Genomic DNA, 20468 nt, shown 5'->3' with positions numbered 1-20468 from the left:
TTAATGTGATTCAAACGCTCTTTGATTTCCCTACATATTTCAAGTTTTTTATTGGCTTGTTTGCCCTGGTCAACCCGGTAGGGATTATCCCTGTCTTCATCAGTATGACCAGTTATCAGACAGCTGCCGCGCGAAATAAAACCAACCTGACGGCAAACCTGTCGGTGGCGATTATCTTGCTTACGTCTCTTTATCTGGGGGACGCCATTCTTCAGGTCTTCGGCATCTCGATTGATTCGTTCCGAATAGCAGGCGGGATCCTGGTGGTGACGATTGCCATGTCGATGATCAGCGGCAAGCTGGGGGAGGATAAACAGAACAAGCAGGAAAAATCAGAGACAGCTATCCGCGAGAGCATCGGCGTGGTGCCACTGGCACTGCCGCTGATGGCGGGCCCGGGGGCAATCAGCTCTACCATTGTATGGGGAACACGCTATCACAGCCTGATGCACCTGATTGGCTTCTCTGTCGCCATTGCCCTGTTCGCACTTTGCTGCTGGGGCGTATTTCGTATGGCGCCATGGCTGGTTCGCTTGCTGGGACAAACGGGCATCAACGTGATTACCCGTATCATGGGTCTGTTGTTAATGGCGTTAGGCATCGAATTTATCGTTACCGGTATAAAAAGTATATTCCCCGGATTAGTACACTGACTTTCGTTTGAAAGAGCGGAGCCAGCGGCTCCGTTTTTTTACGTGAATATCAGCAAATCATATAAATAAAGTTGAAATACGCACCAGCCATAATAAGTTCTACTAATAACCCTCTTTTGTTGATTTTCAAGAGGTTGTTTATTTTCAGTTTGCTTCTCTGCCCATAAATCCTTCAAACGCTCTGTTATTTTACTCACATGATACTCTGGGGCTTGCTGACAGATAACCGAAATGATATTAGTAATTTCGACGCTGACCCAGACGAATGTGCTAAATAATAACCAGATGTTAAATTTTCGTGAAAAATCGTTCGAATTTGTCATGTCATCGCACCAGTCACGAGAGAACTCTACAACTGAATGTATTGTAAGGGTTTTACTTGTTTTTGGCGTGAAAGGTGGTCGGCGGCATAGCTACGCCTGACTCCGTAAAAGAGAAATGCTTAACAAATTTGCAAAATGTATTGGCGAGAGTTGGCACCATTTGGTACTTTCCGGCCTTATATTTTGCGGCATTAAACAAGTTGATGAGAACTATTTTCATATAGACCTCACTTAAGCTTTCCAGCACACCTCACTTACAGGGGAGAGGTGTAAAGAATCGACGCAAGATCGCCGTACGAGCGGTCAGTAATAATGAAGTCGATGATAGCAAGAAGTAAAAAAAGAACCTGACAGCAGCAAAAAAAACTCCTGCGCTGTACAGGCCCCAACAGGGGATTACACAACTGGCGAAGGCCAGTCATAATAATGAGTGGAGTATCAACACAATGTCCATCATCACAAAAAAAAGTCTGGTAGCGGCGGGGATTTTAACTGCGCTAATCGCGGGCAACGCTGCAATGGCTGCGGACGTTCCTGCTGGTGTTCAGCTGGCTGAGAAGCAAACGCTGGTACGTAATAACGGTGCGGAAGTGCAGTCTCTTGATCCGCACAAAATTGAAGGTGTTCCAGAGTCTAACGTTAACCGCGATCTGTTTGAAGGTCTGCTGGTGACTGACGTAGACGGCCACCCGGCTCCGGGCGTGGCGGAAAAATGGGACAACAAAGATTTTAAAGTCTGGACCTTCCATCTGCGTAAAGATGCCAAATGGTCTGACGGTACGCCGGTTACCGCCGAAGATTTCGTCTATAGCTGGCAGCGTCTGGCGGATCCGAATACCGCCTCCCCGTACGCGAGTTACCTCCAGTATGGCCATATCGCCAATATTGATGACATCATCACGGGTAAAAAGCCAGTAACCGACCTGGGCGTAAAAGCCATCGATGCCAACACTTTTGAAGTGACGTTGAGCGAACCTGTTCCGTACTTCTATAAGTTGCTGGTTCACCCGTCCGTTTCTCCGGTACCAAAATCCGCGGTAGAAAAATTTGGTGAAAAATGGACGCAGCCTGCGAATATCGTGACCAACGGTGCATATAAGCTGAAGGACTGGGTCGTTAACGAGCGTATGGTGCTGGAGCGCAACCCGCAGTATTGGGATAATGCCAAGACGGTTATCAATCAGGTCACCTACCTGCCAATCTCTTCTGAGGTAACGGACGTAAACCGCTACCGCAGCGGCGAAATCGACATGACCTATAACAACATGCCGATTGAACTGTTCCAGAAGCTGAAAAAAGAGATCCCGAAAGAAGTTCACGTCGATCCGTATCTGTGCACCTACTATTATGAAATTAACAACCAGAAAGCACCGTTCACCGACGTACGTGTTCGTACCGCACTGAAGCTGGCTCTGGATCGCGACATTATCGTGAATAAAGTGAAGAATCAGGGCGACCTGCCGGCTTACAGCTACACCCCGCCTTACACCGACGGTATGAAGCTGGTTGAACCTGAATGGTTCAAATGGTCCCAGGAAAAACGTAACGAAGAAGCGAAAAAGCTGCTGGCTGAAGCGGGCTATACCGCCGACAAGCCGCTGACCTTTAGCCTGCTGTACAACACCTCCGATCTGCATAAAAAACTGGCTATTGCCGTCGCGTCTATCTGGAAGAAAAACCTCGGCGTGAACGTGAAGCTGGAAAACCAGGAATGGAAGACCTTCCTCGATACGCGCCACCAGGGAACCTTTGACGTGGCACGTGCAGGATGGTGTGCGGACTATAACGAACCGACCTCATTCCTGAACACCATGCTGAGCGACAGTTCGAACAACACCGCACACTATAAGAGCCCGGCGTTTGATAAGCTGATTGGCGAAACCCTGAAGGTGGCAGATGACGCCCAGCGCGCCGATCTGTACGCGAAATCAGAACAACAGCTCGATAAAGACTCTGCGATCGTTCCGGTTTACTACTACGTTAACGCCCGCCTCGTGAAACCATGGGTAGGGGGTTATACCGGTAAAGACCCGTTGGATAATATTTCCGTTAAGAATCTTTATATTATCAAGCATTAATGGCAATACGTGGGGCGAGCGAGCTTGCCCCACTGTGTCTATTTTGTAACATTCATCAGGCACACGCCAGAAGGTACGGGCAATGTTGAAATTTATCCTGCGTCGCTGTCTTGAAGCGATTCCAACGTTATTTATTCTAATTACAATTTCCTTCTTTATGATGCGTCTTGCGCCGGGCAGTCCTTTTACCGGTGAACGCACGCTTCCGCCAGAAGTTATGGCCAACATCGAAGCGAAATATCATTTAAACGATCCTATCACTACGCAGTACTTCAACTATCTGAAGCAACTTGCACACGGTGATTTTGGTCCGTCATTCAAATATAAAGACTATTCCGTTAACGACCTGGTGGCGTCCAGCTTCCCGGTATCGGCTAAATTAGGGGCTGCTGCATTTATCCTGGCCGTTGTTCTCGGTGTCACTGCGGGCGTTATCGCCGCACTAAAACAAAATACCCGATGGGATTACGCCGTAATGGGGGTCGCAATGACCGGGGTGGTTATCCCCAGCTTCGTTGTCGCGCCGTTGCTGGTCATGATATTCGCGATAACCCTTAAATGGCTGCCCGGGGGCGGCTGGAATGGCGGGGCGCTGAAGTTCATGATATTGCCGATGGTGGCATTATCTCTGGCCTACATTGCCAGTATCGCCCGTATTACGCGTGGTTCAATGATTGAAGTCCTGCACTCGAACTTTATCCGTACCGCCCGAGCGAAAGGGTTGCCGATGCGCCGGATTATTTTCCGTCACGCTCTCAAGCCTGCACTGTTACCGGTGCTCTCCTATATGGGTCCTGCTTTCGTCGGCATTATTACGGGTTCAATGGTGATTGAAACCATTTATGGCCTGCCGGGCATCGGGCAGTTGTTTGTTAACGGGGCGCTTAACCGAGACTATTCGCTGGTGCTGAGCCTGACGATCCTCGTGGGCGCGCTGACCATTCTGTTTAATGCCGTTGTCGATGTGCTGTATGCCGTTATCGATCCGAAAATCCGTTACTAACTGGAGCACGCCATGATGTTGAGTAAGAAAAACAGCGAGGCGCTGGAAAACTTCAGTGAAAAGCTGGAGGTCGAAGGTCGTAGCCTTTGGCAAGACGCCCGCCGTCGTTTTATGCATAACCGTGCCGCCGTTGCCAGCCTGGTCGTGCTGGTGCTTATCGCGCTGTTCGTAACCCTGGCACCAATGCTCTCTCAGTTCACCTATTTCGATACGGACTGGGGCATGATGTCCAGCGCGCCGGATATGGAATCCGGGCACTATTTCGGTACCGACTCCTCCGGGCGTGATTTGCTGGTGCGTGTGGCGATTGGCGGCCGTATCTCCCTGATGGTTGGCATCGCAGCGGCGCTGGTGGCGGTAATTGTCGGCACGCTTTACGGTTCTCTTTCCGGTTACCTCGGCGGGAAAGTGGACTCCGTGATGATGCGTATGCTTGAAATCCTGAACTCCTTCCCGTTCATGTTCTTCGTCATTCTGCTGGTGACCTTCTTTGGTCAAAATATCCTGCTGATCTTCGTGGCGATCGGGATGGTGTCCTGGCTGGATATGGCGCGTATTGTGCGCGGCCAGACGCTGAGCCTTAAACGTAAGGAGTTTATCGAAGCCGCACAGGTTGGTGGCGTTTCTACCGCCAATATTGTGGTGCGTCATATCGTTCCTAACGTGCTGGGCGTGGTGGTGGTATACGCCTCCCTGCTGGTGCCAAGTATGATCTTGTTTGAATCTTTCCTGAGCTTCCTGGGATTAGGTACGCAAGAGCCGTTGAGTAGCTGGGGCGCTCTGTTAAGTGACGGCGCAAACTCCATGGAAGTGTCACCGTGGTTACTGCTGTATCCGGCGGGCTTCCTGGTCGTCACCCTGTTCTGTTTCAACTTTATCGGCGATGGCCTGCGTGATGCCCTCGACCCGAAAGACCGTTAAGGAGCGCCGTCATGACCATTATTGAAACGGCAACCGCGCCACAGGCGCAACAACGGACCAGCGCACTGCTGGACGTTAAAGACCTCCGCGTGACGTTTAAAACCCCCGACGGTGATGTGACTGCCGTTAACGATCTCAACTTCGACCTGCGTGCCGGTGAAACGCTGGGCATTGTGGGCGAATCCGGTTCCGGTAAATCCCAGACCGCATTCGCGCTGATGGGCCTGCTGGCATCAAACGGCGTGATAGGGGGTTCGGCGACGTTTAACGGGAAAGAGATCCTGAATTTGCCGGAACATGAGCTGAACAAGCTGCGCGCCGAGCAGATTTCAATGATTTTCCAGGATCCGATGACCTCCCTGAACCCCTATATGCGGGTGGGTGAACAGCTGATGGAAGTGCTGATGCTCCACAAGGGGCTGGGCAAAGCCGAAGCGTTTGAAGAGTCCGTCAAAATGCTGGATGCGGTGAAAATGCCTGAAGCACGCAAGCGCATGCGCATGTATCCGCACGAGTTCTCCGGCGGTATGCGTCAGCGCGTCATGATCGCGATGGCATTGCTTTGCCGGCCAAAACTGCTGATCGCTGATGAACCAACCACCGCTCTCGACGTGACCGTCCAGGCGCAGATCATGACGTTGCTGAACGAGCTGAAGCGTGAGTTCAACACCGCCATCATCATGATCACCCACGATTTAGGCGTCGTTGCCGGGATCTGCGACAAAGTGTTAGTCATGTATGCAGGCCGCACGATGGAATACGGTAATGCCCGCGATGTGTTCTACCAGCCAGCCCACCCGTACTCTATCGGGCTGCTGAATGCCGTACCGCGCCTTGATGCGGAAGGGGAGTCGCTGCTGACTATCCCGGGCAACCCGCCAAACCTGCTGCGTTTGCCAAAAGGCTGCCCGTTCCAGCCACGCTGTCCGCATGCGATGGAAATCTGTAACAGCGCACCGCCGCTGGAAGCGTTTGCCCCAGGCCGTCTACGCGCCTGCTTTAAGCCGCTGGAGGAGCTGGTATGAACGCAATCGACGAAAAAAGAAATGTGCTGCTCGAAATCGCTGACCTGAAGGTCCATTTCGATATCAAAGACGGTAAACAGTGGTTCTGGCAGCCTGCCAAAACCCTGAAAGCGGTGGATGGCGTCACGCTACGCCTGTACGAAGGGGAGACCCTGGGCGTGGTGGGCGAATCCGGCTGCGGCAAGTCGACGTTTGCGCGTGCGATCATCGGCCTGGTGAAAGCCACCGACGGGAAAGTGGCCTGGCTTGGCAAAGATCTGCTGGGGATGAAGCCGGATGAATGGCGCAATGTGCGCAGTGATATCCAGATGATTTTCCAGGATCCTCTGGCGTCCCTGAACCCGCGTATGACCATTGGCGAAATCATTGCCGAGCCGCTGCGCACCTATCATCCGAAGATGCCGCGCCAGGAAGTTCGCGATCGGGTGAAAGCGATGATGCTGAAGGTGGGTCTGTTGCCTAACCTCATCAACCGCTACCCTCACGAGTTTTCCGGCGGTCAGTGCCAGCGTATCGGTATCGCACGCGCGTTGATCCTTGAACCGAAACTGATTATCTGTGATGAGCCGGTTTCGGCGCTGGACGTTTCCATCCAGGCCCAGGTGGTTAACCTGCTACAGAAACTGCAACGGGAAATGGGGCTGTCGCTGATCTTCATCGCCCACGATCTGGCGGTGGTAAAACACATTTCAGACCGTGTGCTGGTCATGTATCTGGGCCACGCCGTGGAACTGGGCACGTATGATGAGGTGTACCATAATCCGCTGCACCCTTATACCAAAGCGCTGATGTCTGCGGTTCCCGTTCCGGATCCCGATCTGGAAAAAAATAAAACCATTCAGCTTCTGGAAGGTGAACTGCCTTCGCCAATCAACCCGCCTTCAGGCTGCGTATTCCGTACGCGATGCCCAATAGCCGGGCCGGAATGTGCAAAAACACGGCCGGTTCTGGAGGGCAGTTTCCGACATGCGGTTTCCTGCCTGAAAGTAGACCCGTTATAATCGCAAGGGCTGACATGATGTCAGCCCTTATTTTTTCGAGGTTAATGTGTCGCGATTATTCACGTCGGCCCGTCAGCGGCTTTATCACCTTTTATTTGATCCAGAAACGGTTTCCGGTCGCCGTTTCGAGGGTCTGTGTGGCTTATTTGCGCTGATTAGCGTCATTATTATCTTTATCGAATCCGGTGCCGGAACGCAGTACCACATGACGTATGAGGAGTGGCACGTTTTTGTCTGGCTGGAATTGATCGTCACGCTGGTGTTTACCGCAGAGTATGTGCTGAGGGTCATTAGCTGGCCAAATCCGGCGAAATACGTTTTCAGCTTCTGGGGATTTATTGATTTAGCCACTATCCTGCCGCTGTATGTCATGTGGCTGTGGCCTGAGATCAGCCTGAATTATGTGTTTGCCTGGCGCGCAATGCGGGCGATTCGTGTGTTACGAATTCTGAAGCTGCTGCGCTTTATGCCTTCGCTGAGGGTTTTTTGGGTCGCCATTGTCAGCGCCCGCCACCAGCTTATTCTCTTCTATTCGTTTATTGCTATCGTGATGATCGTTTTTGGCTCCCTGATGTATTTAATCGAAGGGCCAAAATACGGGTTTACCACGCTTAATGCGTCGGTTTACTGGGCTATCGTCACGGTGACCACCGTGGGCTATGGCGATATTACACCGCATACGCCGCTCGGACGTATTGTGGCATCGATTCTTATTCTGATCGGTTATTCGGTAATAGCGATACCGACGGGGCTAATTACCACCCATATGAGCAGCGCCTTCCAGAACAGCAAGCAGCAACGCAAATGTCCGAATTGTCAGCAGGGAAATCATGAACCCGGGGCGCGGTTTTGTCACCGCTGTGGAAATGCCTTGCCGGATTAAATAAAAAAGGCTGCGCGGGCAGCCTTTTTTATTATTCGCGCCAGAGAATATGGCACAGCTTATGGTCTTTCTCGCGGCACAGCAGGACGCGGGCAAAGATGTCGTTAATTTCTCCGCCGTCTTCATCTGCCAGGCCAATTACCACCTCAGCGAAGAAGTCCGGGTTGAGATCAAAATCGACGTGTTCGGCCCAGTCTTCAGACGGATCGAACAGCTCAGCACCGCCACGCTCTTCAAATTGCAGGTTGAAAAGAATGACGTCAGCAGGGTCGAGATTATCGACCGCCAGCTCGAGAAAAATATCGTAGGCCTGTTCGAGCGTTTCGTCTTCGGTCAGGCGATTGTTCAGATCCATTTCCATGATGACTACCTGTTAAACATCGTTGGGCACGTTTTACAGCAACGGACTAAAGAAGTAAAACAGTCGTTCGGCAATTCGCTGCCACAGCGGACGTTTCGCCCACAGTCTGGCGTCCAGCAGGCGTGAGCGGGAGATATAATCATCCTGAACCGCCGCCAGATCGCCGCCGAAACCGGCGTCATCAATGACCAGCGTAATTTCAAAATTCAGCCACAGACTGCGCATATCGAGGTTGACGGTACCCACCAGGCTCAGCTCTCCGTCTACCAGCACGCTCTTGGTGTGTAACAGACCGCCTTCGAACTGATAGATTTTAACGCCCGCGGCCAGCAGCTCACTAAAGAACGCGCGACTTGCCCACCCGACCAGCAGCGAATCGTTCTTGCGCGGCATAATAATGCTCACATCCACTCCGCGCTGTGCCGCTGTACAGATGGCGTGCAGAAGGTCGTCGCTGGGGACGAAATAGGGCGTGGTCATGATCAGATATTCCCGCGCTGAGTACGCGGCGGTAAGCAGTGCCTGGTGGATCAGATCTTCCGGGAAGCCAGGACCGGAGGCGATAGTGTGGATAGTGTGCCCGCTGGCTTCCTCAAACGGCATGATATTGCCATCCGGCGGCGGGGGAAGAATGCGTTTACCGGTTTCAATTTCCCAGTCGCACGAATAGACGATGCCCATAGAGGTTGCCACCGGGCCTTCCATGCGAGCCATCAAATCGATCCATTGCCCCACGCCGGAATCCTGTTTAAAGAAGCGGGGGTCGACCATGTTCATGCTGCCGGTGTAGGCGATATAGTTATCGATCAGAACCATTTTCCGGTGCTGACGAAGATCCATGCGGCGCAGAAAGACGCGCATAAGATTCACTTTCAGCGCCTCGACCACCTCGATACCGGCGTTGCGCATCATGCCTGCCCACGGGCTACGGAAAAAGGCCACGCTGCCGGCGGAGTCCAGCATCAGGCGGCAGTGGATACCGCGACGTGCAGCGGCCATCAGCGATTCGGCGACCTGGTCCGCCATGCCGCCCGGCTGCCAGATATAAAACACCATCTCGATATTATGCCGGGCGAGCTGGATATCACGGATCAGCGCCTGCATCACGTCATCGGAAGAGGTCATCAGTTGCAGCTGATTGCCTTTTACCCCAGCAATGCCCTGGCGGCGTTCGCACAGCTTGAACAAAGATGCGGCCACGCTGCTGTTCTCTTCGGCGAAGATATGCTTGCAGGCTTTAAGGTCGGCAAGCCATTTCGCCGTGGAGGGCCACATGGCACGGGCGCGTTCGGCCCGGCGTTTACCCAGATGAAGTTCACCGAAAGAGAGATAGGCGATGATGCCCACCAGCGGCAGAATGTAGATAATCAGAAGCCAGGCCATGGCGGAAGGTACCGCTCTGCGTTTCATCAGAATGCGCAACGTCACCCCGGCAATTAACAGCCAGTATCCTAAAATGACCAGCCAACTCACCACGGTGTAGAAGGTTGTCATGAATATAAAATCCTTTTGAAAGCGTATTGTTATGAGTTTACGCATCAGGATTCATCTGGCAAATAAAAACGGCAGATAAAAGCGCTGGTTTGCCGCCTGCTTAGGCATATAATGGCATCTCTGTTAGAGAAAGAGTTGTAGACATGAAGCGCAGTAGAACTGAAGTAGGGCGCTGGCGCATGTTGCGACAGGTGAGTCGTCGTAAGGCTCGTTGGCTGGAAGCACAATCCCGCCGCAATATGCGTATCCACGCCATCAGAAAATGTGGCCTGAACAGACACCGTAACGCGCTGCTGTTCGCGGTCCAGGATATCTGAAAAGCATGAGGGGCACCGTAAAGGTGCCCATTAAACATCCAGACTATTAATCTTTGCAGTCTCCTCCCGTCTGCTTTCCACGATATACTACGTCCCCATAACGTCATGATATTAAAAGATGAATCCTTATCTCTGGATTTTTATTGCACTTTTGGCGCTGGATGCGCTCAGGGAAGGTTTAGGACTTTCGTCATTTTCCTCATTGGCAGATTATGTTTTTGCGTGGGGAATACATTGGCTTTATTAAAGGAAAAAAGGATGAACGTAAAAGTGATGGCAGCACTCTTCGGGATTGCAGTATTAAGCGGTTGTGCCAGTAGCAAAACCTCACCCGAACGGCACGCGTTTTATTTCGTGTCGCATCAGTCCAGCTTTACTGGCGGCAATTACACCTCCAGCGTGCAGAAAAATTATCACCTGAACGTAGCGCAGTTCCGCGAGCTTTATGCCCGGGGCAAAGCTGACCGTGCGGAAGGGCGGACTCAGGCTGAAGCCAGTGAATACGCGCAAAGCATTCGCGATCAGCTGAAAGAAAATGCGAAGTCGCAGGAATTGTACGCAGGCAACGCGAAGGATAAATGGTCTTCGGACATGGACAGTAAAGACGCCATATTATTTGGTAACGAACTGGCCGCGACTTATCTTGATGGCTATAACGGCGTACAATAGCGCAACTGATTCAGGGGATACCGTTATTACCGGTATCCCCGCTGTTTTTGAGCAAAAGGAGTGAGACGTGTTTGCGGAGTTTGGTGTACTGAATTTCTGGACCTATGTTGTCGGCGCATTTTTTATCGTGCTGGTTCCAGGACCGAACACCTTGTTTGTGCTGAAAACAGGGATTGGCCACGGCGTTAAGAAAGGCTATCTGGCAGCCACCGGTGTGTTTATTGGTGATGCCGTGCTGATGTTTCTGGCCTGGGCGGGCGTCGCCGCGTTGATCCAGACCACTCCGGTATTATTTAATATTGTCCGCTATCTTGGGGCGTTTTATCTGCTGTGGCTCGGCGGAAAAATGCTCTGGTCCGTTATGACACGTCAAAAAAATGCTCACGAAAGTAGCGCCGAACCGGCAAGCGCGATCCTTAAGCGTTCGCTGGTGCTGAGCCTGACGAACCCGAAAGCGATTCTCTTTTACGTATCGTTCTTCGTGCAGTTCATTGATGTCAATGCGAAGAATACCGGCACGTCGTTCCTGATCCTCGCCACAACGCTTGAGCTGATCAGCTTCATGTACATGAGCTTCCTGATTTTCTCAGGCGCGTTTGTCACGCGTTATCTGAAAACCAAAAAGAAACTGGCGAAGCTGGGGAATGGGTTGATAGGCCTGCTGTTTGTTGGATTTGCGGCGAGGCTGGCGTCGCTGCACTGAATGAAGAAAAGGCTCCCGAGGGAGCCTTTTTAATATCTGGCGTAACTTGAAAGACGCGCCAGACAAGGCTTCACGTTTTACTACTAGCAGTCAAAAGCCATAAAAAGCGGCTCTGACGCGCCCGGAGTCCTGTCAATAACTGTGGAAAGCTCACAGGCGGTGGCGATCCAGTTATGACCCCCACACCGTCCGAGCAAGCCGCAGCGGTGTTAAATCTGATTGAGCGCGGGGTTATCGGTTGGAATGAGCCAGACGTTGTGTAGGTGCTTAACGAGGCGTTAAAAGCTCGCGCACCGCGCAAACATCGGCATCAAAGAAGCAATGCGCCGCTCAAAACCAGCGAGCAAGCGCCATCAGCCCGGATGACAAAGTCCGAAAGGGATCGCGTCGCAAAAATTCGTTTCGATTTAGCTCAGGACGGCATTACCCCGGAACGGTGTGAGCTCGACGCGCTGGCGCGTGGGGCACGGTGATTTATGGCAAGAAAAGTTTCAAATATCCGGCTGCTGACGAGTGGCCTGGAAATTCAACTGAAATGGAGTGGACTTTATGAAAGATTATTTATTCAGATGGCTAATTATCGCAAGAGAAAATAACCGCAAATATAGCGAGATCAGCGATACGAAAATTGAGGGGTTTACACCGGTGATAGGTTCGATAATTCCGCCGCCACGTCGACGATAGCAACGCCGCCGGTGCTGAAACTCGCTTTCAGTGTCGGTGGTGTTGAACAACGAGCCCTGAGAGGCGTTAACTTCTAAGCCGATAAAATCAGAATCAGGAAAAGTAGATTGAAGTAAAAACGTCCTTTATGATGACTCAAAGGTTAGCCCAAAAGGAAATCATGACAATGAGCGTTGGATTAATTACAGACGAGCCAGGACGTTTCTACACCTTCCAGTCTACATTGCCAGCCGGTGAATATTTCGAATTTCGCCCACGCAATCCTCCACTGAACTCAAAACCCATCGTTGATGACGAAAGCGGGATGTGTATTGGTTATTCCGTCGCTCAGGCTCCCGGTTTATGGCAGATTTATGATGCAGACGGCATGTTTGTTAGGCTGGAAGAAGCGCCATTAGAAGCCCCCCTGATTGACCCAACAGACCTCGCTCTAATTGCTTTTGGTGCATTTCGTCTTTTACGGGCAGGTCAGTCGTTACTGAAAAGTGGTGTCAAAGCCGCCGTAACTGTGAGGCTCAGTGAGGCTACCATCAGTCTCTTGCGTGGCCGCCTTAAAATGGGCTTATCAGCTCGCGCGCTCAGGATGAGTGAGTCATCTGTAAAACACATGCTGACCCCAGGTCGTTATGTGCCTTTGCAGATTCAGGAAAAGGCCATTCGTTATGGCATAAGAACGCCGGATCCTCTCAAAAAGCCAGGGCTTTTCCGTTACGAGGCTCGTATGTATAAGCTTGTGGAAGACAGGCAAAATAAAGGCACTTATATTTATAAGTCTTACCGTCTTGAGGTTTTGGTCAGGGAAGCTGACTGGACTATCATGCATTTTCAGTACATGCCGTAAGGGGGGATCATGATAGATATCACAAGCGGTGACAGACACCTTAAATTAACGCCTTATGAAAGGCTGGCTGAACCCGAAGAGCCTGCCTATAGCCGTATTATGGTTTGGGTTGAATTCTCAATCCCAGCCTTAAAAACAGAGTTTGCTGCAGAGTTTTTTGTCGGTCAGTTGGAGCAGTTCAGGAATGATACACATGATTTCCATCTGGCCTTAAAGACAGGGGCGAAATTTAAGGATATTAATTTAACCTCGGCATTCGAGCAGGTTGTGCTTAAGTTTCATCAGGCACATTTTGCCGGGGCTGTTGGCGTTAGCATGGTACTTAAGCCTGAAAACCATGCTGACAGTATTACCCTTGATGATTCCTTCGATATTGATGAAAGTTACTTTCCCGACCTGCTCTCTGGACTGGACGACATCATTTCATGGCAAAACTGATGCTTGCATCAAGCCACAAGACCGGCACTCAGAATGCAGGTCTTGTTATGCCATTTACTCGCGATTTTCTCGTATTTAAGCTCTACATGCATCAGGTGCATGAGTTTGCATCCGTTTTTTACTCCAGCATTTGCCAGTCAGCGCCAGCGCTGGCACAGCTTTCCGCAACCGCGTTGTCGTGGCAGTTACAGCGACGACTCATGCTGCCTTCCAGACCGTGTGATTTCAGGAACGACTGCCACTCATGGCTCGTGTACTGACTGCCCTGATCAGAGTGAACCAGTACCTGCTTTTGAGGATTACGCCTCAACACCGCCATAAGTAATGCGTTCAGGACAATCTCTTTTGTCATGCGGGGTTGCATTGACCAGCCGATAACTTTGCGTGAGAACAGGTCAACCACCACGGCCAGATACAGCCAGCCTTCGTGGATTTCGGCCTGAGCATCTGACTGTTCATTATGAGTGGAAGAATCCGGACCGTACTTCTTTATCCAGGCGTAAAGACTGTGAGTGGTGATATCGAGACGTGTTGCAACACTGGAAACAGAATGACCGCGTTCAACAACCTGTTTGACTGCTTCAATTTTAAACTCTTCAGGATAACGCTTACCGCTCATGGGCACCTCTCTTTAAGTCATCTTAAATGACTCTGAGGTGTCTGTTAAACCCGTGGCGATTCAGAGCTAACAGTGGCATGTTCCTCTCAAGTCAAAATCTGAAATTTAAGTATGGGAACGTAATGCGTGAGCTTGTTAAGTAATCTTGCCGAGAAATCTTTTAAATAGAGAATGATTTAAATGAAACTTCCCGCATGGGCGGGAAGTAATGTGTCAATGTGGTCAATATGTGGACTCGGCCTGTAATAAATCCTTTTATTTCATTGTGTTAAGGTGTTTAAAATGGCTCCCGAGGGAGCCTTTCATTTCAGAACACTTTTTTATACGGGCGAACCGTGACTTTCTCGTACACGCTGGCTGCGACGTACGGGTCTGCTTCTGCCCAGGCCTGCGCGGCTTCCAGAGATTCAAACTCGGCAATCACCGTGGAGCCGGTAAAACCCGCTGCTCCCGGATCGTTGCTGTCAACGGCAGGCATCGGGCCTGCGGTCAGCAACCGACCTTCATCCTGTAGCAGCTGTAAACGCGCCAGATGGGCAGGGCGAACGGAAAGACGTTTTTCCAGAGAATCAGGTACATCTTCAGCGTAAATCACATAAAGCACGGCAAAGCTCCTTAACCGGTAAAAGTGACATTTACGTTATGTGAAAGCACAAATGACTGCAATGTAAAGATAATAACAATGTTAAAACCCTGATCTGGATGCCCCTTTTTTGCCCTCTTATACGCTTAAATTGCGCCAGGACAAAGTGTCTTATTGAATATGATTGCTATTTGCATTTAAAATCGAGGTTCGGTTTTTTAACGTTGATGATTATGACTTCGATGACCCTTGATTTACCTCGCCGCTTTCCATGGCCGACGCTGCTTTCCGTCGTTATTCACGGTGCTGTCGTGGCGGGTCTGCTCTATACCTCGGTTCATCAGGTTATTGAAATGCCAGCGCCAGCGCAGCCAATTTCTGTGACCATGGTATCGCCCGCGGATCTTGAACCGCCGCAGGTTGCGCCGCCGCCGCCACAGCCCGTTGTTGAACCCGAGCCGGAACCCGAGCCGATTCCTGAACCGCCAAAAGAAGCGCCGGTGGTGATCCATAAGCCAGAGCCGAAACCTAAGCCGAAGCCAAAACCCAAGCCGGTCAAAAAGGTGGAAGAGCGTCCGAAACGCGAAGTGCGTCCGGTTGAGCCACGCACCACGCAGCCGGTTGAAAATGCCGCCCCGTCACGTCCGCTGATGAGTAACACCACGACCGCGACAAAACCGACGGTAACGGCGCCAGCGGGCCCGCGCGCGCTGAGCCGTAACCAGCCGCAGTATCCGGCACGTGCTCAGGCGTTACGTATTGAAGGGCGTGTACGGGTGAAATTCGACGTTACGGCTGATGGACGTGTGGATAACGTGGAAATCCTGTCCGCACAGCCAGCGAATATGTTTGAACGCGAAGTTAAATCGGCCATGCGCAGGTGGCGTTATGAAGCCGGTAAACCCGGCAATGGGTTGATTGTAAATATTGTCTTCCGCCTGAACGGCGGGGCACAGATGGAATAAAAGAAGCCTCCGCAAGGAGGCTTTTTTTTACCTGAGGATCAGCTCCGTGGGAGCTGGCGGGGCTTACCGTCGCTATCCACTGCCACGTAGATGAACAGGGCCTCCGTCGCCTTATAGCGCTGACCAATCGGTTCAGAAGAGACTTTTTTCACCCATACTTCAATGTTAATGGAGATAGACGTATTGCCGCGTTTTACGCAGCGTGCGTAACAGCACACCACGTCCCCCACCGCGACAGGGCGCAGGAAGGTCATGCCATCGACCCGGACGGTTACCACGCGCCCGTGTGCAATCTCTTTTGCCAGGATTGCACCGCCCATATCCATCTGCGACATTAACCAGCCGCCAAAAATATCGCCATTGGCATTCGTATCCGCAGGCATTGCCAGTGTGCGTAAAACCAGTTCGCCCTGTGGGGCGTCATTTGTTGTCATTGTTTTTAAACTCGTAACTGAAGACTTCAGGCGGGATGCTACTATGATTTCTGGCTGGAGAGAATAGGGTTAGCGCCCGCAGCGCGGGCGCCTGAAGGTCAGAAGGACATGGTTACGCCAGCGTAATAGGCGCGGCCCGGTTCGTTATAGGTAGATGCACCGTCATTTTCACGGTAAATCTGCTTGTCAAAGAGGTTGCTGATGCCGGCATTCAGGCGCAGGTTTTTGGTCAGCTGATAGTTACTGCCGATACCCACGATGGAATACGCGCCGATCTCTCTGTTGGACATCGCATTTTCCTCTTTGCGGATTTCAGCGTTTTCTCTGGGCTTCTGGCGGCCGTACATCGTCCAGCTTACGTTGGCTGAAAGCTTGCTGTTAACCTCCCAGTCCAGCATGGTGTTGACGGTATATTTGGGGATAATCGACAGCGGATTACCGGTGTCTTTACTTTCAGACTGAATCATATACGTCGCATTAGTACGCCAGGTTAGCGTGTCGCGAATAACAGGGACGGTGAGGTTGCCTTCCAGCCCTTCAACAACGGCCTTACCGCCGTTCTCCCATTGCAGGATATTTGCGCCGCTGCTTGTCTGCCCCAGCACGTCCGTTCCTGAAACGATCTTGTTTTTGTAATCATTGCGGAACCAGGTAATTCCAGCCTCGTAGCCTTCCAGGGCAAAGGCCAGGCCGATCTCTTTGTTCACGCTGATTTCCGGATCCAGATCCGGGTTACCTAAAAGATAACAGCTTCCTTCGGAAACGTTATTCGGGCAGCCATTGCCGCGGGTGGAAAGCAAATAGCCTTCGCTGGATTGATACAAATTTGGCGCTTTAAATACCCGAGCGATACCCGCTTTAACCTTGAACATGTCACCCAAATCCTGAGAGAGGTTCAGGCTCGGACTCCAGTTGCTGCCAAATTGATTGTGATAATCAAAGCGGAGCCCTGGGATCAGGTTGGTGCCCTGACGCGCTTCAATATTGTCCTCAAGATAGATGCCGGTGAGGTCAGCGCTGTTTTTGCTGTTGCGCTCAGAAGCCGTGCCGGGAACGCCGTTAATCACTTCTCCCGACACATTTGTCGACTGCATTGAGGCCGGATCGTTCAGTTCATCACGGTTCCATTCTGCACCCACGGTTAGCGTCTGTTCGACCAGCCAGAAGAAAGGAATGTTCAGTTCACCCGTTGAACGGTATGACTCCAGCCGGCTGGTATCGTATTTATCGCTATTGATCATCCCTTCAACTTTGCCCGTAGAGCCTTCTTCCAGTCGGGTGTTGTTGGTCTTTTCATAATAAACCCCGAACTTTGACTGACCCCAGTCCCAGATGCCGTTGTGCGTAATGCCATAAGACTGGCGGTACATTCGGTTGGTTTCGTGTCCATACAGGGACGACACCAGACCGTCAGGGCTGACGTTGCTGTTGCTGTATTGAGTATCACCCGCGTAGATATTGCCCTGGCGGCTGTAGCTGTAGTCGAAATCGATAATCTGCTGTGGCGTGAGTTTCCAGGAGAGCAGGGCATTAATGTCCTTGTTACGTACGCCCTCTCGCCCGGCGGCGTAAGAGCCGTTTTGCGCGGTGTTGATGTCCTGAGCATCTGCGTCGGTTTTGTTGATGTTCCCGTACAGGCGCATCGTTAACGCATCGCCCGCGAGGGGGCCGCTCAGATCAAAATTAGCGCGTTTCGTCGCCCCCTCTTTATCATTTTCAGGCTGGTTAGTGTACAGGGAGAGGGAGCCGTGCCAGTCGTTGGACGGGCGTTTGGTAATGATGTTGACGACGCCGCCGGCAGCCCCCGAACCATAGCGGGCGGCAGCTGGTCCCCGGAGCACTTCAATACGCTCAACCATCTCTGGCGGAACCCAGTTGGTGTCCCCGCGGGTGTCGCGCTCCCCGCGCCAGCTGTAGCGCACCGAGTTACGTGACGTCACCGGCACACCGTCAATCAGAATCAGCGTGTTCTCTGGCCCCATACCGCGGATGTCGATCTGACGGTTGTTACCACGACTGCCTGTCGCGCTGTTTCCGGTGAGGTTAACCCCGGGCATTTTGCGAATAATTTCCGAAAGATCGTTAACCGGTGGATCCTTTTCTATGTCCTTTGCCGTGATGATGGAAACCCCCGGCTGTTGCTTTAGGGCCACTTCAGCGGTTGCCTGAACGACCATTGTTTCACCATCGGCGAGAGGATCTTCCGCTGCGTGCGCGCTCTGGTATAGCGTTGAAAGAATGGCGAGCGTAAGTGTAGCCGGGGCAAATCTTATTATGTTATTCATCAACTCATTTCCATTTGTTAAAAATGCGATGAAGAATATTAATGATAGTGATTCTCATTACAATAAAGCGACAGCAATCTCCATAAAATCTTCATGATTCAGACATTTTCGCAGGAAGGTTGTGGAGAAAAGGGAAGGCGGGAAAAGAGGCCAGACCGCGTGACGATCTGGCCAGAAGGATCAGTGCTTGTCATCCTGCGGCATGTGGCGATAAATATAAACGCCGCTGAGTAGGGTGAAGATAAGGGTCAGCGCCGTCAGGCCAAACACCTTGAAGTTGACCCAGATATTCTGCGGCAGCCAGAATGCGATATAGATATTCGCCAGACCACACAGAATAAAAAATAGCGCCCAGGCGATATTCAGACGCCCCCACACAGCCTGCGGCAGCGTCAGTTCTTTCCCCAGCATGCGCTGGATCAGCGGCTTCTTCATCACCCACTGGCTGATGAGCAGCGCGCCCGCAAACAGGCCGTAAATCACTGTGACCTTCCATTTGATAAATTCATCATTGTGGAAGAACAACGTCAGACCACCAAACACCGCCACCATCAGGAAAGTGATGAGCGCCATCTTTTCAACTTTGCGATAGCGAACCCAGCTGTAAATCAGCACCACAGCCGTTGCCACAATCAACGCCAGCGTGCCGGCATAGATGTCGTACAACTTATAAAAAGCGAAAAATACGATCAGCGGTAAAAAATCAAGAAACTGCTTCATTCTGCGATCCCGGTTACTGACGAATTAACATGTACAGGCGGAACAAATAGACCAGCAGTACAGCTGAAATCAGATTGCTCAGCGTATTGGCGACAACCGCGCCGACGTTTGGCGTTAATACCGCAAAATTCGGCGCAAACAGCAACAGTAGAGTCTTGGCCAGCAACCAGCTGATAACGGCCGGGGCGACCAGACGCATATTCGCCCACGCGAGCCTTATACTGCTGCGCATGGCGGTGAAAATACCCATTTTGTCCTGCACAACCATTACTGGCGCAAATGAAAGCACGATAGCCAGCAGCACGCCCGGAACGACAACCAACATTATCCCCATCTGGACCAGCAGCGTGGTCATGAAGATGAGGATAAACAGTTTCGGCAGCACCGGAGCACTGGCCCCGATGGCACGTAACGCGCTGACGCGTTGGCCGGCAGACACCAGCTGGATCATCAGCAACACGCCACCCGCCAGAATGGCGTTGCCGATCAGCCCCGAGAAGGTAGATGCCGCAGATGCACGCAGCAAGATTTGCTGTTGCTCTGGCGTCATATTCTGCACAAGGTCAAATAACCCTGCGCTGCCTGCAAGATGATCCCCCTGGCTCAGCGAGGCAATCTGTTCATCACTGGGTGAGAACGCATGACCCAGCACCACCGTAATAAAGGCGCACAACAACGCGATCAGTAAAAAGGTAATGAACTGATTGCGGAAAAAATTTCCCGTGTCACGGTAGACAGATTTCGCCGTGATAGACATGCACTCTCCTTGAGTATTGCAGGTGTTAATTAGCCGGCAATTGTACACCGGATAACACGCTGGTGGCAGCATCAAGGCTTGTATGGAAAAGCATATCTTTGTAAAGCGGCGGTAATCCATAGCGGGCGCGGGCGCGATTGCATGCCTCATTGACCTGTCCATCCTCTCCCGACATCGCGAAAGTGCGGCACGGGCTGGGGCGATCCGCGTAAATGGAACAGCGGGTGGATACCCCAGGTTCACCTTGCAGTGCCACACAGCGGCTCTGTTTTTGGTTGGTGCCGCGCATGCAACGCAGGAAAGGGGTCAAGGGTTCAGTGAGATCAACCGGAACGGTGCCGCCGCCATCGCTGGCTTCAGCCCAGTAGAAAGAGACTCGAAAATACGCACAACAGGCTCCGCACGTCATGCACGGGTTATGATCACTCATGGCACACCTGCAAAAGTAGAACGCATCAAATCAGATTGTGAGAGCGATAAATTATCCAGCCGCTACAGGAAGCGCAAGAGAGGAAAAACAGAAAATTTTTTAACTATGAAATGCCAAAAATTGACGCGGTAACAACTTATTGCTTTATGAGGCGTCACCAAAAATTAACCTAGATCAATGAATGTTAACTTACTGGTTTTAATGTGATCTGTGTTAGATCACTTATTACTCATTTGTGAGTATATTCTCCTCCGCAATTAAAACCACAACGATGGAGCGGA

The 20468-nt window shown here is 51.5% G+C and carries 22 protein-coding genes and 2 pseudogenes; 15 read left to right on the top strand and 9 right to left on the bottom strand.

The genetic code is table 11. The features are described from left to right. Positions 1-5 precede the first annotated feature (5 nt). The 7 genes from L2Y28_RS12175 (at position 6) to L2Y28_RS12145 (ending at position 7887) form a co-directional block, all read left to right on the top strand. The gene (locus tag L2Y28_RS12175) at positions 6-653 is read left to right on the top strand and encodes a YchE family NAAT transporter (protein WP_017384236.1); all 648 of its coding nucleotides are present in this window, start codon (positions 6-8) and stop codon (positions 651-653) included. 769 nt (positions 654-1422) lie between these two features. Continuing rightward, on the top strand, positions 1423-3054 hold the full coding sequence (oppA, locus tag L2Y28_RS12170; RefSeq protein ID WP_003856736.1) for an oligopeptide ABC transporter substrate-binding protein OppA: 1632 nt from the start codon (positions 1423-1425) through the stop codon (positions 3052-3054). Between the two features lie 82 nt (positions 3055-3136). Further along, positions 3137-4057 (top strand): oligopeptide ABC transporter permease OppB, encoded by a 921-nt coding sequence (gene oppB, locus L2Y28_RS12165; RefSeq protein ID WP_003856738.1) that lies wholly within the window; start codon positions 3137-3139, stop codon positions 4055-4057. Between the two features lie 12 nt (positions 4058-4069). Beyond that, positions 4070-4978, top strand: coding sequence for an oligopeptide ABC transporter permease OppC (gene oppC, locus L2Y28_RS12160; RefSeq protein WP_015570372.1), 909 nt, complete (start codon positions 4070-4072; stop codon positions 4976-4978). 11 nt (positions 4979-4989) lie between these two features. Beyond that, on the top strand, positions 4990-6003 hold the full coding sequence (locus L2Y28_RS12155; RefSeq protein WP_017384234.1) for an ABC transporter ATP-binding protein: 1014 nt from the start codon (positions 4990-4992) through the stop codon (positions 6001-6003). Beyond that, positions 6000-7004 carry a murein tripeptide/oligopeptide ABC transporter ATP-binding protein OppF gene (gene oppF / locus L2Y28_RS12150; RefSeq protein ID WP_022648351.1) on the top strand — a complete coding sequence of 335 codons (1005 nt, stop codon included), beginning with the start codon at positions 6000-6002 and terminating at the stop codon, positions 7002-7004. Before L2Y28_RS12155 ends, oppF begins: the two co-directional genes overlap by 4 nt. A 46-nt stretch (positions 7005-7050) precedes the next feature. Then, positions 7051-7887, top strand: coding sequence for an ion transporter (locus L2Y28_RS12145; protein ID WP_022648350.1), 837 nt, complete (start codon positions 7051-7053; stop codon positions 7885-7887). Positions 7888-7918: 31 nt separating this feature from the next. Here L2Y28_RS12145 and L2Y28_RS12140 read toward each other — a convergent pair whose 3' ends face one another. After that, positions 7919-8248: an HI1450 family dsDNA-mimic protein gene (locus L2Y28_RS12140; RefSeq protein WP_006810881.1), complete on the bottom strand. Its 330-nt coding sequence runs from the start codon at positions 8246-8248 to the stop codon at positions 7919-7921. Between the two features lie 33 nt (positions 8249-8281). Further along, positions 8282-9742 carry a cardiolipin synthase gene (gene cls, locus L2Y28_RS12135; protein ID WP_022648349.1) on the bottom strand — a complete coding sequence of 487 codons (1461 nt, stop codon included), beginning with the start codon at positions 9740-9742 and terminating at the stop codon, positions 8282-8284. A 143-nt stretch (positions 9743-9885) separates the two neighbouring features. Between cls and L2Y28_RS12130 the strand changes: the two genes are divergently transcribed. The 7 genes and pseudogenes from L2Y28_RS12130 (at position 9886) to L2Y28_RS12105 (ending at position 13394) form a co-directional block, all read left to right on the top strand. Next, a complete protein-coding gene (locus L2Y28_RS12130) occupies positions 9886-10059 on the top strand; it encodes a YciY family protein (RefSeq protein ID WP_017384232.1) in 174 nt (57 codons plus the stop codon). A 118-nt stretch (positions 10060-10177) separates the two neighbouring features. Next, a complete protein-coding gene (locus L2Y28_RS25580; protein WP_209662595.1) occupies positions 10178-10306 on the top strand; it encodes a KPN_01571 family protein in 129 nt (42 codons plus the stop codon). 11 nt (positions 10307-10317) lie between these two features. Further along, positions 10318-10728 carry an Exc2 family lipoprotein gene (locus tag L2Y28_RS12125; protein WP_022648348.1) on the top strand — a complete coding sequence of 137 codons (411 nt, stop codon included), beginning with the start codon at positions 10318-10320 and terminating at the stop codon, positions 10726-10728. Positions 10729-10795: 67 nt separating this feature from the next. Continuing rightward, on the top strand, positions 10796-11431 hold the full coding sequence (gene leuE, locus L2Y28_RS12120; protein ID WP_006810877.1) for a leucine efflux protein LeuE: 636 nt from the start codon (positions 10796-10798) through the stop codon (positions 11429-11431). A gap of 122 nt (positions 11432-11553) precedes the next feature. Continuing rightward, positions 11554-11984 (top strand): annotated as a pseudogene (locus L2Y28_RS12115) (replication endonuclease); the annotation flags it as partial. Positions 11985-12275: 291 nt separating this feature from the next. Beyond that, positions 12276-12956 (top strand): hypothetical protein, encoded by a 681-nt coding sequence (locus L2Y28_RS12110; protein WP_236919549.1) that lies wholly within the window; start codon positions 12276-12278, stop codon positions 12954-12956. A 9-nt stretch (positions 12957-12965) separates the two neighbouring features. Next, the gene (locus L2Y28_RS12105; protein ID WP_022648346.1) at positions 12966-13394 is read left to right on the top strand and encodes a hypothetical protein; all 429 of its coding nucleotides are present in this window, start codon (positions 12966-12968) and stop codon (positions 13392-13394) included. Between the two features lie 157 nt (positions 13395-13551). On the opposite strand, the pseudogene L2Y28_RS12100 reads toward L2Y28_RS12105, so the two are convergent. After that, positions 13552-14013, bottom strand: a pseudogene (locus L2Y28_RS12100) (DDE-type integrase/transposase/recombinase); the annotation flags it as partial. A 307-nt stretch (positions 14014-14320) separates the two neighbouring features. Beyond that, positions 14321-14617, bottom strand: a complete 297-nt coding sequence (locus tag L2Y28_RS12095; protein WP_022648343.1) for a YciI family protein — start codon at positions 14615-14617, stop codon at positions 14321-14323. 221 nt (positions 14618-14838) lie between these two features. On the opposite strand from L2Y28_RS12095, the gene tonB reads away from it, so the two are divergent. After that, positions 14839-15561 (top strand): TonB system transport protein TonB, encoded by a 723-nt coding sequence (gene tonB / locus L2Y28_RS12090; RefSeq protein ID WP_032622462.1) that lies wholly within the window; start codon positions 14839-14841, stop codon positions 15559-15561. Between the two features lie 38 nt (positions 15562-15599). On the opposite strand, the gene yciA is transcribed toward tonB, so the two are convergent. From yciA to L2Y28_RS12065, 5 genes are all read right to left on the bottom strand, one after another. Beyond that, the gene (yciA, locus tag L2Y28_RS12085; protein WP_022648341.1) at positions 15600-15995 is read right to left on the bottom strand and encodes an acyl-CoA thioester hydrolase YciA; all 396 of its coding nucleotides are present in this window, start codon (positions 15993-15995) and stop codon (positions 15600-15602) included. 98 nt (positions 15996-16093) lie between these two features. After that, on the bottom strand, positions 16094-18280 hold the full coding sequence (locus L2Y28_RS12080; RefSeq protein WP_022648340.1) for a TonB-dependent siderophore receptor: 2187 nt from the start codon (positions 18278-18280) through the stop codon (positions 16094-16096). 180 nt (positions 18281-18460) lie between these two features. Next, entirely contained in the window at positions 18461-19000 is a 540-nt protein-coding gene (locus tag L2Y28_RS12075) for a septation protein A (RefSeq protein ID WP_003856762.1), read from the bottom strand. A 13-nt stretch (positions 19001-19013) separates the two neighbouring features. Then, positions 19014-19757: a YciC family protein gene (locus L2Y28_RS12070; protein ID WP_022648339.1), complete on the bottom strand. Its 744-nt coding sequence runs from the start codon at positions 19755-19757 to the stop codon at positions 19014-19016. Positions 19758-19782: 25 nt separating this feature from the next. After that, positions 19783-20187 carry a YkgJ family cysteine cluster protein gene (locus L2Y28_RS12065; RefSeq protein ID WP_017384228.1) on the bottom strand — a complete coding sequence of 135 codons (405 nt, stop codon included), beginning with the start codon at positions 20185-20187 and terminating at the stop codon, positions 19783-19785. Between the last annotated feature and the right edge of the window lie 281 nt (positions 20188-20468).

Origin of the sequence: Enterobacter sp. JH25 (genome assembly GCF_021725435.1) — a bacterium.
GTDB lineage: Bacteria > Pseudomonadota > Gammaproteobacteria > Enterobacterales > Enterobacteriaceae > Enterobacter > Enterobacter intestinihominis.
This window is presented reverse-complemented; position numbering and strand designations above follow the sequence as displayed.

Excerpts from the sequence above, each read along its gene's own strand:
- yciA (WP_022648341.1), bottom strand. The coding sequence starts at position 15,995 with ATGACAACAAATGACGCCCCACAGGGCGAACTGGTTTTACGCACACTG.
- oppC (WP_015570372.1), top strand. The coding sequence starts at position 4,070 with ATGATGTTGAGTAAGAAAAACAGCGAGGCGCTGGAAAACTTCAGTGAA.
- L2Y28_RS12130 (WP_017384232.1), top strand. The coding sequence starts at position 9,886 with ATGAAGCGCAGTAGAACTGAAGTAGGGCGCTGGCGCATGTTGCGACAG.
- L2Y28_RS12075 (WP_003856762.1), bottom strand. The coding sequence starts at position 19,000 with ATGAAGCAGTTTCTTGATTTTTTACCGCTGATCGTATTTTTCGCTTTT.
- oppB (WP_003856738.1), top strand. The coding sequence starts at position 3,137 with ATGTTGAAATTTATCCTGCGTCGCTGTCTTGAAGCGATTCCAACGTTA.
- oppF (WP_022648351.1), top strand. The coding sequence starts at position 6,000 with ATGAACGCAATCGACGAAAAAAGAAATGTGCTGCTCGAAATCGCTGAC.
- L2Y28_RS25580 (WP_209662595.1), top strand. The coding sequence starts at position 10,178 with ATGAATCCTTATCTCTGGATTTTTATTGCACTTTTGGCGCTGGATGCG.
- L2Y28_RS12080 (WP_022648340.1), bottom strand. The coding sequence starts at position 18,280 with ATGAATAACATAATAAGATTTGCCCCGGCTACACTTACGCTCGCCATT.
- cls (WP_022648349.1), bottom strand. The coding sequence starts at position 9,742 with ATGACAACCTTCTACACCGTGGTGAGTTGGCTGGTCATTTTAGGATAC.
- oppA (WP_003856736.1), top strand. The coding sequence starts at position 1,423 with ATGTCCATCATCACAAAAAAAAGTCTGGTAGCGGCGGGGATTTTAACT.
- tonB (WP_032622462.1), top strand. The coding sequence starts at position 14,839 with ATGACCCTTGATTTACCTCGCCGCTTTCCATGGCCGACGCTGCTTTCC.
- L2Y28_RS12140 (WP_006810881.1), bottom strand. The coding sequence starts at position 8,248 with ATGGAAATGGATCTGAACAATCGCCTGACCGAAGACGAAACGCTCGAA.
- L2Y28_RS12125 (WP_022648348.1), top strand. The coding sequence starts at position 10,318 with ATGAACGTAAAAGTGATGGCAGCACTCTTCGGGATTGCAGTATTAAGC.
- L2Y28_RS12155 (WP_017384234.1), top strand. The coding sequence starts at position 4,990 with ATGACCATTATTGAAACGGCAACCGCGCCACAGGCGCAACAACGGACC.
- L2Y28_RS12105 (WP_022648346.1), top strand. The coding sequence starts at position 12,966 with ATGATAGATATCACAAGCGGTGACAGACACCTTAAATTAACGCCTTAT.
- L2Y28_RS12110 (WP_236919549.1), top strand. The coding sequence starts at position 12,276 with ATGACAATGAGCGTTGGATTAATTACAGACGAGCCAGGACGTTTCTAC.
- L2Y28_RS12065 (WP_017384228.1), bottom strand. The coding sequence starts at position 20,187 with ATGAGTGATCATAACCCGTGCATGACGTGCGGAGCCTGTTGTGCGTAT.
- L2Y28_RS12070 (WP_022648339.1), bottom strand. The coding sequence starts at position 19,757 with ATGTCTATCACGGCGAAATCTGTCTACCGTGACACGGGAAATTTTTTC.